This window comes from Fluviicola taffensis DSM 16823 (genome assembly GCF_943372375.1).
Taxonomy (GTDB): domain Bacteria; phylum Bacteroidota; class Bacteroidia; order Flavobacteriales_D; family Crocinitomicaceae; genus Fluviicola; species Fluviicola taffensis_A.
The window spans coordinates 490,465-505,930 of the sequence record NZ_CALRYJ010000002.1 but is presented as its reverse complement, the minus strand read 5'-3'; the positions used below and the strand labels follow the sequence as shown (position 1 = coordinate 505,930).

General features: G+C 40.0%; 15 protein-coding genes. 7 read left to right on the top strand and 8 right to left on the bottom strand.

Annotated elements, in window-relative coordinates:
- Nucleotides 1-72: 72 nt before the first annotated feature.
- From AAG807_RS05575 to AAG807_RS05555, 5 genes are all read left to right on the top strand, one after another.
- Nucleotides 73-492, top strand: a complete 420-nt coding sequence (locus AAG807_RS05575) for a hypothetical protein (protein WP_341901498.1) — start codon at nt 73-75, stop codon at nt 490-492.
- Nucleotides 492-1,430, top strand: coding sequence for an ABC transporter ATP-binding protein (locus tag AAG807_RS05570; protein WP_341901497.1), 939 nt, complete (start codon nt 492-494; stop codon nt 1,428-1,430). The genes AAG807_RS05575 and AAG807_RS05570 overlap by 1 nt, the downstream gene beginning before the upstream one ends.
- Complete coding sequence (locus AAG807_RS05565) at nt 1,399-2,334, top strand: YihY/virulence factor BrkB family protein (RefSeq protein ID WP_341901496.1); 936 nt, start codon at nt 1,399-1,401, stop codon at nt 2,332-2,334. The genes AAG807_RS05570 and AAG807_RS05565 overlap by 32 nt, the downstream gene beginning before the upstream one ends.
- Nucleotides 2,335-2,345: 11 nt before the next feature.
- Nucleotides 2,346-3,068, top strand: a complete 723-nt coding sequence (locus AAG807_RS05560) for a hypothetical protein (protein ID WP_341901495.1) — start codon at nt 2,346-2,348, stop codon at nt 3,066-3,068.
- An 83-nt stretch (nt 3,069-3,151) separates the two neighbouring features.
- Nucleotides 3,152-3,973: a helix-turn-helix transcriptional regulator gene (locus AAG807_RS05555; protein WP_341901494.1), complete on the top strand. Its 822-nt coding sequence runs from the start codon at nt 3,152-3,154 to the stop codon at nt 3,971-3,973.
- Here AAG807_RS05555 and AAG807_RS05550 read toward each other — a convergent pair.
- Both AAG807_RS05550 and AAG807_RS05545 read right to left on the bottom strand, forming a co-directional pair.
- Complete coding sequence (locus AAG807_RS05550; protein WP_341901493.1) at nt 3,942-5,834, bottom strand: ATP-dependent DNA helicase RecQ; 1,893 nt, start codon at nt 5,832-5,834, stop codon at nt 3,942-3,944. The two genes, AAG807_RS05555 and AAG807_RS05550, sit on opposite strands and share 32 nt — an antisense overlap.
- A gap of 12 nt (nt 5,835-5,846) precedes the next feature.
- A complete protein-coding gene (locus tag AAG807_RS05545) occupies nt 5,847-7,007 on the bottom strand; it encodes a hypothetical protein (RefSeq protein WP_341901492.1) in 1,161 nt (386 codons plus the stop codon).
- Between the two features lie 111 nt (nt 7,008-7,118).
- Here AAG807_RS05545 and AAG807_RS05540 point away from each other — a divergent pair, with 111 nt between their 5' ends.
- Both AAG807_RS05540 and AAG807_RS05535 read left to right on the top strand, forming a co-directional pair.
- Complete coding sequence (locus AAG807_RS05540) at nt 7,119-8,186, top strand: branched-chain amino acid aminotransferase (protein WP_341901491.1); 1,068 nt, start codon at nt 7,119-7,121, stop codon at nt 8,184-8,186.
- A 92-nt stretch (nt 8,187-8,278) separates the two neighbouring features.
- Nucleotides 8,279-9,658, top strand: a complete 1,380-nt coding sequence (locus AAG807_RS05535) for a hypothetical protein (RefSeq protein WP_341901490.1) — start codon at nt 8,279-8,281, stop codon at nt 9,656-9,658.
- 190 nt (nt 9,659-9,848) lie between these two features.
- On the opposite strand, the gene AAG807_RS05530 is transcribed toward AAG807_RS05535, so the two are convergent.
- The 6 genes from AAG807_RS05530 to AAG807_RS05505 are packed head-to-tail and all read right to left on the bottom strand — an operon-like array spanning nt 9,849 to nt 15,365.
- Nucleotides 9,849-10,436: a WbqC family protein gene (locus tag AAG807_RS05530; protein WP_341901489.1), complete on the bottom strand. Its 588-nt coding sequence runs from the start codon at nt 10,434-10,436 to the stop codon at nt 9,849-9,851.
- Nucleotides 10,437-10,439: 3 nt separating this feature from the next.
- Nucleotides 10,440-12,329, bottom strand: a complete 1,890-nt coding sequence (locus AAG807_RS05525) for a S26 family signal peptidase (protein ID WP_341901488.1) — start codon at nt 12,327-12,329, stop codon at nt 10,440-10,442.
- Between the two features lie 5 nt (nt 12,330-12,334).
- Complete coding sequence (gene dapB / locus AAG807_RS05520; protein WP_341901487.1) at nt 12,335-13,057, bottom strand: 4-hydroxy-tetrahydrodipicolinate reductase; 723 nt, start codon at nt 13,055-13,057, stop codon at nt 12,335-12,337.
- Nucleotides 13,058-13,097: 40 nt separating this feature from the next.
- A complete protein-coding gene (locus tag AAG807_RS05515) occupies nt 13,098-13,649 on the bottom strand; it encodes a DUF5683 domain-containing protein (protein WP_341901486.1) in 552 nt (183 codons plus the stop codon).
- A complete protein-coding gene (locus tag AAG807_RS05510; RefSeq protein ID WP_341901485.1) occupies nt 13,649-14,563 on the bottom strand; it encodes a ParB/RepB/Spo0J family partition protein in 915 nt (304 codons plus the stop codon). Before AAG807_RS05510 ends, AAG807_RS05515 begins: the two co-directional genes overlap by 1 nt.
- Nucleotides 14,553-15,365: an AAA family ATPase gene (locus AAG807_RS05505; protein WP_300353786.1), complete on the bottom strand. Its 813-nt coding sequence runs from the start codon at nt 15,363-15,365 to the stop codon at nt 14,553-14,555. The genes AAG807_RS05510 and AAG807_RS05505 overlap by 11 nt, the downstream gene beginning before the upstream one ends.
- Nucleotides 15,366-15,466: the final 101 nt, after the last annotated feature.

Here is a 15,466-nt window from a genome sequence, read left to right as displayed (position 1 = left end):
ATTCGGCACTCGGAATTCGACATTCGGAATTCAATTTAAATTATCTTTGTATCCTATCTCATAAAAAGAAAAATGTCTTATTCAATTCAAGTGTTTCTAAAAAATAATTCTTTTTCAGAAGAATATGCTCAAGAGAAGCATGAGGGAAAAGATTCGCCTGAAAACATTCGTTATGAATGGGAAGATGAATTCCGCTTAACAGATGCTTCGGATGTATTGGAGATCGTGCGCGACCAACCTTTTATTCTGGCAGGAGAAATTGGAGATGGGAAATCTTTCCATTACGAAATCCAGGATGTTATCCAATTCATCTTTCATGGAGAAAATGGAGCTACGGCAATTGTTTTTTCTGAAAAGTGCCTGGACGAATACATCATTGACCACGATCATCAAAAATTGAAAGTTTACCTGAATGATGACGAGGTGGTGGAGAATCCGGTACCAGGAGTTTATATTGTACTAAGTGCATTTCCAAAGGAATTGAGAAACTGATGCTTTCGATCAGGCAGATCCATTTTTCATACAACGAACAAAAGAAGGTCTTGCAAGGCGTTTCCATCGATCTGGAACCGGGCGAGATTTTCGGGATTGTCGGTGCAAGTGGAGGTGGAAAATCTACCTTACTGAAAATCACTGCGGGATTATTGGATGCTTCCAAAGGGAATGTCTATTGGAATAATGAACGGGTGAAAGGTCCGAGTGAGCGATTGATCCCGGGGCATCCTGAGATCCAATTGGTCAACCAGGATTTTAATTTGGATCTTTTTCACACGGTAAAAGAAAATATCCTGGTGAAAATCCTTCATTTAACCGAAAAAGACCGCATCCGTTTTTGTGATGAGTTACTTGACTTGGTGGAATTGAAATCCATGGAAGCTCAGCAAGCACGTTATCTTTCCGGAGGAGAACAGCAACGGTTATCTATTGCAAGGGCTTTGGCTTTGGAATCGGAAGTATTGCTTCTCGATGAACCTTTTTCACATCTGGATGCCCATTTAAGATCGAAGATCGGAGCTTATATCAAACAACTGGTGGAAATCCGCCATACGATCTGCATATTGGTTTCGCATGAAGGGGATGAAGTGATGCAATGGTGTGAGAAGATCGCCTTCTTGAATAAAGGGAAGTTTAGTCGGGTGGATGAGCCACAGGCTTTCTATTTCGAGCCCTCGAACTTCAATGAAGGAGCTTATTTCGGAGAACTAAATGAAATAAAAGAAGGGAAAACTAAAATTTTATTTCGACCTTGTGAATATAAAGTGGTACAAAAAGGTGGGATGGAGGTGGAATTCACCGATTCCGTTTTCTTCGGAGCGTATTGGAAGTCTTTTTTCAAAACCGGGAACAAGGAAACCATTATCTTGCATGCCAATAAACCGCTAAAAAAAGTAAAACGCATTGAACTCAAGAGTAAAAGGACCAAAGCTTAGTTGGAAAGAAGTCTTACAACTTTTTAAAAGGACTTTTTTTGAATTTTTCCAGGAAAACTCATTTTTCCATGGAGCCGCATTGGCCTATTATGCTGTTTTTGCCATTATCCCGATTATCTACCTTTCCTTGATAAGCTTCGGAAAGATCATGGGACAAGAGGCAATCCTGCGGTTAATTAAAGAATTACTGGAAGAAAACGTGGGCTTAAAAGACAGCTCGGGAATCCTGTCCTTTTTATCGGATGTGCATTTTGAAAAAAGTAGCATGATCCTTAATATCATCGGGATTGTAGCGCTCATGTTTTCAAGTTCTGCCTTGATTTCATCGCTTCGTTTGAGTATCAATGAATTCTATGATATCGATGTGAAAATTGATGACCGGAAGACCAAAATTTTTCACGCGGTTTTCACGAAGCTGGTTTCGGTTTTCATGCTGGCAGTGTTCGGAGTTTCCATTGTTCTGCTTTATACAGGTGAAACCGTTTTCATGTCTATCAGCGGGAGATTATACGAATCACTGCACTTGCATCAGCAGTGGATCATGAATACCCTGGAACATTTGGTCGCTATTGGAATCAACACGATCTTGTTTGCCCTAGTCTATAAATTTCTTCACGATGGAAAAGTAGTTTGGAAATTGGCCTTTTCAGGAGGGATATTAACTGCTTGCTTATTATATGTCGGACAGATCGGTTTGAAGTTTTACTTCACGAAGTACTTCTTCGGAAGTCAAATGGGAATTGCCGGGACTCTATTGATATTCCTGGCCTGGATGTATTATTCTTCCCAGATCATTTTTCTTGGGGCGAAATTCATCAAGGTTTATTCCGAACTGATTGGAAAACCCATCACTTTTGAAGTGCATAAACTGCTTCAGAATATGCAGCAAAGAAGGAAGGGATGAAAAATGATTCCATGGAAAAACCACTTAGAACGCTGTTTAAACCGATTTCACTTTTTCTGCTGGTGTTTTTACTAACGGCCTGTCCAAGTCCGGGGAAAATTAAGAAAGCAATCGAACTGGAAGAAGAGTGGCAGTTCCAGAAGAAATTTGAGAGACTTTTTAATCAGTCGGTCAATAAACAAAAAACGGAATTGCTCTTTAGTTCGGTGGTAAAATCTCCCGTACCAACGATTTATTTAAATCTAAAACACAGCAATACGACTGCGGATTGGCTGGAAGAGTTAAGGGTTTTTCAAACCAAGCTGAAGCAGACACATACAGAGTATTTAGCTGTTGTTATAAGCGATGGTAGTGGGCAACCGTATTCGTACACTCCGGAAAGTCTGGCTTTCTGCGAAAAGACATACAACTTGTTTAAAAAGAATCTTCAGCAGATCAAAGAAGGAAAGATAGAGGATTTGTTTAAAACGATGCCGCAAACAAAGCAGGAGTTCAAAGAAATAAAAGGATTGATCGATTACGTTCAAATAACGAACTTCCATAAAACCAAATTGGCCTATTATCCTTCTGAGGAAGAATATCAAAAAATGGCTTTTTGTTTGGAACAGGAAGAAAACACAAAGTTATACTTTTCTTATATACAAACGGAATCAGAAATCTCCTTATTTAGGATTGATTTCAATAGCTTTAGTTCTTTTCCAAGCGGTGATATTCTTGGTGCAAGAAGGTATTAGTGATGAAGCCTCGTGAAGATTTTTTTCAAAAAAATGCAATAAGATTAAAAAATAATCATACTTTTGATTAAAATATGGTCAGTATGAAACTTGGAAATAATCTAAAACTTGTTCGCAAAAGCAAGAAAAAATCGCAAGAAGAAGTTGCTTCAGACTTAGGTTTGACACGTAGCAGTTATTCCGGTTATGAGAATGAAATTGCAGAGCCTGGAATTGACACCTTGATTGCTTTAAGCAATTACTATGCTGTTCCGATAGATGCCTTGTTGACCAAAGATTTCACCACGTTTACAGAAAGTGATTGGACGACAATCAGTTCAGGACTGTATGCAGATATCAATGGGAAGAACCTGCGCGTTTTGACTTCAGTGGTGGATGCGGAAGATAATGAGATGATTGAATTGATTCCTCAGCAAGCGCGGGCTGGTTATACAACCGGTTATGCTGATCCCGATTACTTAAAAGTGCTCCCTACATTCAGCTTGCCATTCCTGTCTAAGGATCGAAAATACCGTTCTTTTCCGATTGTCGGTGATTCCATGCCGCCGGTGGAGGAAGGTTCTTTTGTCGTTGCAGAATACATTCAGAATTGGGGAAGTGTCCGTAGCGGAACACCATGCATTGTCGTGACAAAGGACGATGGGATCGTATTCAAGATTGTAAACAACTTCATTGAATCCCAGCAGTCTTTCGAGCTATGTTCTACAAATCCCTTATACTTGCCTTACTTTGTAAACGTGAATGAGATTGTGGAGATGTGGAAATTTGTAAACTACATTTCACCGAGTTTACCCGAGATGCGCATTGATGATTCTTTACTTACCAGAAGTATCCAGGATTTACAGCGTGAGATTATGGATTTGAAACGAACGGTTAACGGGGGAGCGAAAAACGTTGCGCATTAAAGACAATACGTTCCTGATTGATCAGTTCCCTAAGTGTTGATTTTATTTTCACAGAGAAGGAAGTGTCGAATTCGGCAATTATTTCAGCTAAAGTCATTGCTTTATCTTGCAGCAACGCGATCAATTCCAATTCAAGTCTGGGATGTTTCTCCAATAAGTTTTGTTCCAGACAATAATCACATTTTCCACAAGGCGCACTTTTCTGCCCGAAGTAAGAGATGATGAATTGCGGTCGGCAGTGTTTTTCTTCAATGAATCGCTTCATCACGTTCATCCGTTCCAAAGCGCGTTCTTTCCTGAAATGATATACTTCCGCTTTCAATTCTACATAGTCATCCGGGAATCGTTCATGAAGAAAAGTGACCATCGGTAAATCCGTTCGCCAAGTGATGTCCATGAGTCCGTGTTCTTCCAGGTATTTCAACTGACGTTCCAATTCCTGACTGGATATTTTCAGTTTCTGACAAGCATCCGCTTCATCCAATTCACAAAAAGATTCAAATACATCACTGTGATTTCTGCAAATCCAGGTAATCAATGGATCCAGGACCGGATTCTTCAGTTGAAATCCATAAAGGTGTGTATTGTCTATGCTGATCTTGATTCGTGAACCTTTCAAGCCTTGTTCCGAGAAAAGGATGCTTCCATTCATTTCAAGTAGCTTGAATGCAGGATAAACCTCGGTGATTTGGAGGTTGAACTTCTTTACAAAATCGTTGAATTGCAATACGTATGACTCGTGTTCACCCGAACCGATAGCAATTTTCAGATAATTGCAGAGCGCCCTGTAAATCAATTTGATCTTATCCGTACTTGGAAATTGAGCCAATACCCGTTCAGCGATCTCACGGATGTCAGCAGGTTCAACAAAAGCAAATGTCCGCGATTCATTTCCGTCACGACCGGCTCTACCGGCTTCCTGGAAATAAGATTCAGGATTATTGGGGATTTCATAATGTGCCACAAATCGGACATTCGGCTTGTCAATTCCCATTCCAAAAGCATTCGTGGCAACCATGATCGGCGTTTTTTCTGAAAGCCAATTAGTCAAGGCGAGACTTCGCTCTTTTCCATTCATGCCTCCGTGATACATGTTTGCTTTGATCTTTTGAGTTTGCAAATAAACCATCACATCTTTCACGCTTTTACGCGTTTGGCAATAAACAATTCCCACATCATTCGGGTTCTTATGAATCCATTTCGTAATGGCATCCAGCTTGTTCGAAACGTGATATACTTCATAACTGACATTCGACCGCTCAAAAGGAGCTTCAAACAATTCCGGATTCTTCAATTTGAGATGGGTCGCAATATCTTCTTTCACTTTCGGAGTTGCGGTTGCTGTTACAGCAATGATCGGAACTTCCGGATGGAATTCCCTGAGTTTGGCAATGTCTGTATAAGCCGGACGGAAATCATGTCCCCATTCCGAAATACAATGCGCTTCATCCACAACAAATAGCCCGATTTCCATTTGTTTTACGCGTTCCTGGAACAATCGCGTCTGAATGCGCTCAGGAGAAATGTACAGGAAATCCAATCCGCCGAATTTGGCATTATCAAGCAAAATATCGATCTCACGGAATGAGAGTCCACTAGTCAGTGCCTTTGCACGAATTCCTCTTTTTTGAAGTTGAGTAACCTGATCTTCCATCAAGGCGATCAAAGGAGAGACGACAATCGTGATTCCCTCACGTGCAATGCCCGGAACCTGGAAGCAAATCGACTTTCCACCACCTGTAGGCAACAGGGCGATTACGTCTTTTCCATAAATTGCGGCATCAATAATCTCTTCCTGTAGAGGTCGGAATTGAGAATAGCCCCAATAATTGGAAAGAATTTCTTCGCTCTTTTTTGACATAAGGATGCAAAGTTAAGGCTTCAACTGATTCAATTTGCCGTAATACTCAGGTTTTATCAAATCCTTCAATTCCGAATAGGGGATCACGGCCCATTCCGGTTCCAGACAAGGAGCGGCATAATGAGCAAATGAGGGAAGGAGCTTTATCCCATCCGATGTCAGCACAAAATCACAATCTGCAGTCCATAATTCGCGCTGGAAATATTGGCAATCCATATTTGCATCGTACTCTTCGGACTCGTTGTTTTCACTGAAATATTTGGGATTGTTTTTAGCCAGATAGGCATAAACACGCTCTTCATAGATGCTTTCTTTACCCGGAATCAGGAAGTCGGATGATTTAATGGGTTGGTGCTTGGTCAAATCATAACTGATCCCATAATTGCTCTCTTCCGGATGTGCTCCACCGCAATAGTATGCTGCGAAAACAGAAAAACTGATCAAATCGTTTGAAATGTTGATATCAGAAACGCTGTAGCTGTAATCGGAACCATAAGTGGAGTAGCTGGCACATCCCAGGCTTGACAGGCATTCTGAGATCTGCAAAAATTCCAGGTATAGATTAGCGTCTTTTTGCCTGTCTGCAACTAATCCTGAGTCAATACGAAATAAGGTGATTTTGGTGTTGGTTTCTTCAAAATGACGGATCTTGACGTGATTGATTGTCTGGACCGTATTTACTTCCTTCAGTTTAAAGAGCCCGACTTTCACTTTGGTCAGGTCGCTGGTAGCATAAACCTCTTTTTTAAAATACGGATTGGAGCATTTAGGACTGCCGGTTTCCTTCGATGTCAATGCAGCTAACTTGAGAGGAAGCGATTTGCCTTTTTGAGACCAGGTGCCTTGAATTGTTTTATTGGGCCATTTGAATTTGAAAGTTTCAGGATCGGAAATGTCCTGTCCGTATTCATCGGAGGATTTCAATGTAACCTGTCCGGATTTAGAAGTTCCTTCCAATGAAATATCGATAAGTTTGTTCTTGTAGAAATAGTAACCGCTAACCCGACCTCCGTCAACAACCATTTGAAGATAGATCGGGTATTTCCCGATTGTACCGCTAAATGAATGAGTTTGTCCATAAATTTTACTGAAGCAAAGAATGAACAGAAAAAATAAAAGCGGCACAGTTCTTTTCGAAAAGCTTTTCAACGAAAGCGTAGTAAGTGTTGACATTTTTGTTTGATTACATTAAAGATACATGTTGTTACAAATATTGGAATTACTTCCGATATGTTCATGGAATCGTCAACTAATTTAGGTATATTCGCATAACTATTAGTCGTTATGGTATTACAAGACAACATTAAAGTTACTCTAACCCAAGAGTCTAAACTAAGTGCTGTTGATTGGGACAATTTACCGTTTGGGAAAGTGTTTTCAGATCACATGCTAATTATGGATTACAAAGACGGAGCCTGGCAAGATCCTGAGATCGTGCCTTTTGGTCCTCTTTCCATGCACCCCGCAACATCTGTCATTCATTACGGGCAATCAATTTTTGAAGGATTGAAAGCTTATCGAATGGATGGAGGTGAAGTGGCAATTTTCCGACCTGATATGAATGCAAAAAGATTCGAAGAATCTTGCGCGCGCATGTGTATGCCGGTGATTCCTGAGAATGTATTTGTTGAGTTGACTCGAAAGTTTGTTGAAATTGAAAGCAATTGGATTCCAAATAAAGAGGGGTTCTCCTTGTATTTAAGACCGTTCTTGTTCGGTACAGATGAATATATTGGAATCAAGCCGTCGGATACATATCGTTTTGTGATTTTTGCTTGTCCCGTTGGGGCATACTACAATGAGCCTGTAAATGTGAAAATTGAAGAGTTTTACACAAGAGCTTCTGTTGGTGGAGTAGGAAGAGCTAAAACTGCCGGTAATTACGCTGCAGCTTTGTATCCGGCTAAATTGGGACAATTGAAAGGATATCACCAGTTGGTTTGGACAGACGGAAAAACACATGAGTACATTGAGGAATCAGGAACTATGAATGTGATGTTTGTTATCGACGGCGTATTGATCACTCCTTCTGAGGAAAGCGATACGATCTTAAGAGGGATCACCAAGCGCTCAGTTGTTGAAATTGCTCAATCGTGGGGAATGCCTGTTGAAGAGCGCAAAGTTTCAGTAGCTGAAGTTGTTCAGGCTCATAAAGAAGGACGTTTGACGGAAGCTTTCGGGGCTGGAACAGCTGCTACAATAGCACATATTGCCAAGATAGGTTTCAGGGATGAAGATTTGATTCTTCCTCCAATTGAGACACGTACATTCTCATTGAAAGTACACGCTTATCTGGATGATTTGAAATTAGGGAAAATAGAAGATAGCTTCGGTTGGCTTTTAAAATTATAATCTTGTTAAAAAAGTAAGGGTGGAAAATTTTTCACCCTTACTTTTTTTATGGAATTTTAATCACGCTTGCATCTCTACAGAAATTCACAGCCATGAAGCCGATTTTACAACTTGCCTTTCTGATCTTACTTTCAACAAGTGCATTCAGTCAAACTACTGTTCGGATCATTGCAAAAGACAGAAGTAATGGAGATCCCGTTTCCAGAGTTTACATTCGTCAATACCAAGGAGATTCACTGATTACTTCCCAGTACACCACATTAAAAGGAACCGCTTATTTCAAGGTCTCTACGAAAGAAGTTACATCTTTTGAATTGGCTCACATCGCATTCAACCCTTCAGAGGAAATACCCAAAAAAGTCTTTTCCGGAAAACCCACTGATACACTAACGATTGTAGTGAGAATGTATTACAGCAAAGAACATCTGATTGAAGAGGTTGTCATTAAACCTGTCGGAGTTCCGGATACGATCTTTGAATCAGCAAGAGTCTCTGTTTCCGATTTTGAATTTTTACCGGATAACAACCTGCTTCTATTGACTTATCCCAAGAATCTGAAAAAGGGAACAGAATTAATCCTGTATGATGGGTTCAAGCTGCTAGGAGAAATTCCCTTACCTGAAAAGGGTCAGGAATTGATTCGCGACTTTCGTGGAAATCCACATGTGTTGACGGATAAACATGTTTACGGGATCAGCCAGAACAACAAGCAGATCCAAATTGCGCAAATTGAGAAGGAGTATTACATGACTTATATTGCTCCGATTGTCGATACTTCATTCACCAAATATTATTTTTCCAACTTCAATCCCAATTATCCGGCATTCGATTACTTTACTTTTGATGTTGTGGATTCCACTTATCGGAAAATTGCCAAAGTTCAGGATGACCTGATGATGGAACTGTATCGTTCCGAATTCAAATGGGTTGACGTAAGAACGAAGTTGTGGGCTAAGGAAAAAGAAAATGAAACAGGGATTGATAAGGAGATTTGGGTCGGGATGTACTATTTCACCGGTTCAATCTATTACAAGGAATTGTATGCTCCGATCTTTGAGCGAAATGATTCCATTTTTCTATTCGATCATTATAAAAACCTGCTTTTCAGATATTCTTATCAAGGTGATCTGATCGATAGTATTCCGATTTACTATCACTTACAACCTAAAGAGAATGGTTGGAAAAAGCATTTGATTCAGGATTATGAAACGGGGGAAATCTTTATTCATTACGAAAATACCGGGAAGGCGCAATTAAGACATTTCAATACGAATACCGGGAAATTAGGCTCTCCGATAGAATTGGAATTCAAGTATCCTGAAAATATTCAAATCAAGGGGAATAGTGTGTATTACATCTACCGTCCTTTTGAATCGACCCAAAAAAAATACCTGTATCGTGAACGTTTACCGGTCGAATATCAATCGCAGAAAGTAAACAAAGGAACGAGAGTGGAATTGGAAAAGCCCTAAAAGCGTAAATGGAGCTAAGACGGGCGTCCTAACTCCATTCACTAATCAACCTAACCTAACCACCTAAATCATAACAAATATACAACAAGAAAATTAAATTGCAATAATAGAAGTAAAAAAAAGCAGTTTAAAAATCGATAAAAATATTAGATTATTGATTTTCAGTGAATTAATTTTTGGACAACGACACTTAAATGATTTGCTTTCTTCCGATAGGTCCTTCACAGAATAACAGGTCAAGTACGGAAACCTGCGGATTGAACTGTTTTTGATGGAATAATACCTGATTGTATTCCCCATCCATTTCCAATGTTTCATAATCCGAATTCCGATAATCTTCCGGGTAAGAAGCTTCGTATTCTTCGGTAAAAGATAAATCAATAGGCAATTGATAAACATCCAGAATGAATCGGGTGATCTCCAGATCAAAATCAATAAGAAAGCGCTGTTTTTTGAAGAGTATTTTTTCAATATCCAATGCGTAATGCTCAAAATAGGGGGCGGAAGCATAGGATGTTTTCAAAGCCCTCCAATGAATCAAAGGCCAGTTTTGCTGGTAAGAAACCAATACATCTTTCGTCGCGGTCTTTGAGCCGGAAGGTTTTTCCAAAGGCATGGTCAGGATTTGTGGTCCCTGAGAACCTAAGATCACCATTCTATTCCGGAAAGTCTGTTTTGGCAGATGATCCGCACTTTCAAAAACAACCTGCTTAAACCTTGCCAAATCCTGGAAATAACGAACACTCCCAAAATAGGCAATCGGAAAAACAGGAGCCATGAATTAGTTGATCTTAGTAAAGATTCTATTCCAACGAATACCAGTCAGTCCACCTTTTGAAGAAAGCCAAACAATGGATGCTTTTCCTACTACGTGATCCTCAGGAACGAATCCCCAAACTCTGGAATCTGCTGAGTTGTAGCGATTATCTCCCATTAACCAGTAATAATTCATAGCAAACTTGTATGTAGTCACTTTCTTGCCATCGATGTAGATACCATCTGTTTTCTCTTGAAGTTTGTGACCTTCGTAAGCAGTAATAACTCTTCGATACCAAGCAATATTTTCTTTGGAAAGATTAACTGTAGCGCCTTTCTTAGGGATTCGGATCTTGGTGAAATCACTCACTGTATTATTGATGTAAAAATCTTTCGGGAAATTATCCAGGTTTGCAATCAATTCAGCATTTGTCGGCTTGTATCCTTTAACGTCTGAATATTGAGGTCTTAAACTCAAGGTAAGGAACGTTTTTGGTGTGATTTTTTTCAAGGCCTCCAGTTTTGAATCCGTCAAATAAACAACTTCAACTGTTCCAGTCGAACCTATAACGTAATCTCCTTGCGCCTCGGACAAGCCAATTGAAGTCAAATATCGTTCGAGTACAGGAGCTCCTGAAACTTCATAAGCCAGATTTTGATTTGGAGCACGATACGCTTTTTTACCATTCACATAAAGAACAGATTTGATGACTTCAATCTCATCTCCAGGTAAACCGACACATCTCTTGATATAGTTTTCACGCTTGTCGACAGGTCTATAAATCACACCATAGTGTTTGATATAATCTAACCCTGCTTCAGGCATTCCTCCACGTGAGTAGGTTACACCGCTAGCAATTGAGATTCGTGCTTTTGTTTTCCAAGTTTCAATATTTTGAATAAAATCTCCTCCAAGACTATCTAGAACCAATGCATCCAGGTTGGTATTGGTAGCAATTGATTTTTGCTGAAGAATTTGAATTGCTTCGGAATGATTTTGTTGCAGGCTCTGAAACCAGAAGTACAATGCTTCATTATTCAATACCTGATGATAATCATGTCCCATCAATCCGTTAGGAACTCTCGGGTCATAAACAGCCGTATCTCCGGAAGGATAGTTGAAAACCATCACATCGTTTCGGTTCACTTTTCCAAATCCCGGTAAACGATAATAATCGCAAGTCTCAATTCCTAAATAGGACTTTACATTGATCCAGGGAATCGTGTTGTGAACCAATGGGAAAGATAGGGGAGTAACAGGAACTTTCGGACCGTAAGCCAATTTATTTACAAATAAGAAGTCACCCACCAATAAGGTTTTCTCCATGGATCCCGTAGGAATTTGGAACGGTTCGAAAACATAGGTACGAATAATACTTGCTGCAACCAATGCGAAAATGATCGAATCACCCCATTCCTTGATTGCTGATTTTTTTCCAATCCGTTTTGAACGAAATGAAAAGACATAAGCTACAGCATGTCCAATAACGGGTAAGGCCAGAAACAAAGCAAGATGATCACTGTTGCTTCTTTTAGCCGCTTCTACAGGACTAGCCCAGTTTGTCGGTGCAAGAACAGGTAAGGTAGCATCTTTAGCATTGGAAATTTTCCATAAGATCAAATACGGAAAGAAAAGTCCCTGAAGCGTTTCCCCAATGGAGAAGAACCCGAATCTTCTAATAAATGAAACATTCGCCACCATCCACATCACAATATGAATTCCGGGGATGAACATTAGTAAGGACCACCAAGGTTTTCCCGAACCGAATTTGAATACAACATAATAGTTGTAAACCGGAATGAATGCTTGCCATGATTTCGCTCCCATTCGCTCAAAGGATTTCCACCAAAGAGAAATAATGGGATGAATAAGAACTAGAAAAAGTAAATAATACTTGTAATGTGTAAATTCCATAAGGCTTAAAATGCTAATACGTCACGCATGGTGTGAACTCCCTTTTTACCAAGGAGAAATTCTGCTGCAATGACCGAACCTAAAGCAAAACCATCTCTGGAATGTGCTTCATGGCTCAAGGTTAAAGTGTCTATAGTTGAAGTGTAAGAAATCGTGTGTGTCCCGGGAACATCAGGTTCTCTTAATGCCTGAATCGGAAGCTCATGCGGATTTGTTTCCGGCCAAGAACCTGTTTCGGATTTCCAGGAAGTGTATTGGTGATTGTTCTGAATGATCCCTTGTGCCAATGAAACAGCAGTGCCACTTGGTGCATCCAATTTTTGGATGTGATGAATTTCTTCAATACTGGCTTTATATTCCGGATGAGGGAACATGAGCGCAGCCAATTTTTCGTTGATATTGAAAAGAATATTCACACCTATACTGAAGTTCGACGCATGCAATAACGATCCGCCTTTTTCAGTTACCAAAGTTGCTACGTAAGGAAGTTCTTCCTGCCATGCTGTTGTACCGACCACAATCGGAGTTTTTTGCTCCAGGCACTGTTCTATGTGATTGATCACCAAAGCTGGCTGGGTGAATTCGATAGCGACATCTGCCAAGGATAAATCAACCTGGTCAATGGTAGTCTTGGAGTCTATTTTGTAAACAATGGAATGTCCACGTTCCAAAGCAATTCGTTCGATTGCTTTCCCCATTTTACCATATCCGATTAATCCTATTTTCATGTAGCGCAAAAATACTGTTTTCAGGTTCTGAATTTAACTTTTAACGAAATTTAAATTGAAATGAAACTCCATAGGAAGAGGAGTTATACATTGTCGGGTGAATTGAAAGTGACAGATCTTCACTGATATCAAAATTCACAAAGTGTGCTTCAACTGCGGCATCAACAATGTTCAGTAAGTAAACCAATCCCAGGCCTAGAATGGCAAAGTCGCGTTTATTCCGATGTGTGGTATAAAGTGTAAGCAAACTTTGGTCGTCGTATTCCAGGAAATTACTAGGAGCATTCCCTATCTTACGTGACTCATACTCCGAACGGAAATCGTTTTTAAGGATGTTGTTCTTCACTACAAAATAAGTCGTTGCACCCAGTCCGGCATAAATCAATGGAACTTTCCAATAGGCTTTCTTTTTGCCCTTGGGCATTGCAATGTGATTGTAGATCTGACCGGATCCGGGAATTACAGCAGAGAAGAGTGCAGCTCTTTTCCAAGAGTGTGTCTTAGCGGTATCCTGGACAACAGCAAGAGAATCCTGGGCATTTACCTGAAGTGAAAACCAAACTAAAAAGAAAACGCCCAGCAGTTTGTGCATTACTTGGATTTGTTCAGTAATTCAATAATTCGATTTAAATCTACTTCAGATGAAAAGTTAATTAGGATCTTACCACTTCCGGAATGTGTCTTTTTGATTTCCACTTTTGAAGAAATACGGTCACTCAAATGGTTTTTGAACACCTCTTGAATGGATGATAACTCCGGAGTGGAAACTGTTTTCGGTGCATTTGGAGTTTCCTCACTGGCACGAGAAGTATTGGTACGAATCAACTCTTCGATCTCACGAACAGAAAGTTGGAAATCGATGATTTGTCTGTATAGATCCAATTGACGGTTTTCATCACCGGCAGAAACCAATGCACGTGCATGTCCCATTGAAATGAGGCTATCGCGAACACCTAATTGGATTTCAGCGGGAAGTTTCAGCAAACGCAAATGATTCGTGATGCTGGTTCTTCCTTTGGATATCTTTTGTGATAATTGGTCTTGGGTTAATCCGATCTCATCGATCAGACGTTGGTAGGAGAGAGCAACCTCGATTGCATTCAGATCTTCACGTTGAATATTCTCAACCAAAGCCATTTCCAACATCGCCTGATCATTCGCAACGCGAATATAGGCAGGAACTTCTTCCAATCCGGCTAATTGAGAAGCTCTGAAACGTCTTTCTCCTGAGATTAACTGGTATTTGTCTTTCCCCAGTTTACGTACGGTCAAGGGCTGGATAATTCCATGAATCGCAATGGATTCCTTCAATTCATTCAGCGCATCTTTCTCGAAATTCGTACGCGGATTGAATGGATTTGCTTCAATTGAACCAATGGGAATCAAAGCCACGCCACCAGTACTGGCAGTTGGAGCTGCTGTTGTTGTAATATCTGTTGAAGAACTTTCTAATAAAGCCCCCAATCCCTTACCTAAAGCTGAACGTTTTTTCGGATTAGATGTCATTCCCTACTTGAAATTGTTTGTCATTATTGCCGATTTTTGTCAAATCGTTTCGTTGAAGAATTTCACGAGCGAAATTCAAATAATTGATAGCTCCTTTGCTTGTAGCTTCATGCATCACGATTGTTTCACCAAAGCTGGGAGCTTCCCCTAATTTGGTATTCCGGTGGATCACCGTATCGAAAACCAAATCCTGGAAATGAGTCTTGACTTCTTCAACCACTTGGTTGGCAAGGCGCAAACGCGTATCGTACATTGTAAGAACGATTCCTTCAATTTCCAATTCAGGATTCAACCTTCCTTGAACAATTTTGATGGTGTTCAATAGTTTACCCAAACCTTCCAATGCAAAATACTCACATTGAACCGGAACCATCACGGAGTCTGCAGCTGTAAGCGCATTAACAGTAATTAATCCAAGGGAAGGAGAGCAGTCGATAATGATGAAGTCGTATTGATCCTTGATCTTATCCAAAGCCTGTTTCAACATGTGTTCCCGATTGGGCATATTGATCATTTCCAATTCAGCACCAACCAAATCAATGTGAGATGGAATAATGTCCAGATTCGGATTGCTTGTTGGGATAATCAATTCAGATGGATGAACATCGTTGATCAGGCAATCGTAAATATTGCGTGAATTTTTCGGATCCAGACCAACACCAGACGTAGCATTTGCCTGAGGGTCAGCATCGACCAATAATGTCTTGTACTCCAAAACACCAAAACATCCACCCAAATTAATTGCCGTAGTTGTTTTGCCAACACCACCTTTTTGATTCGCTATTGCGATTATTTTACCCATAAGAGCACTGTAAATTTGAGGATAAAGATACGTTATTGAAATGACCTAAACGGATTTATTTCTGCTATTTTTTCAACGAATCAGATGTTGAAAGATTGTTT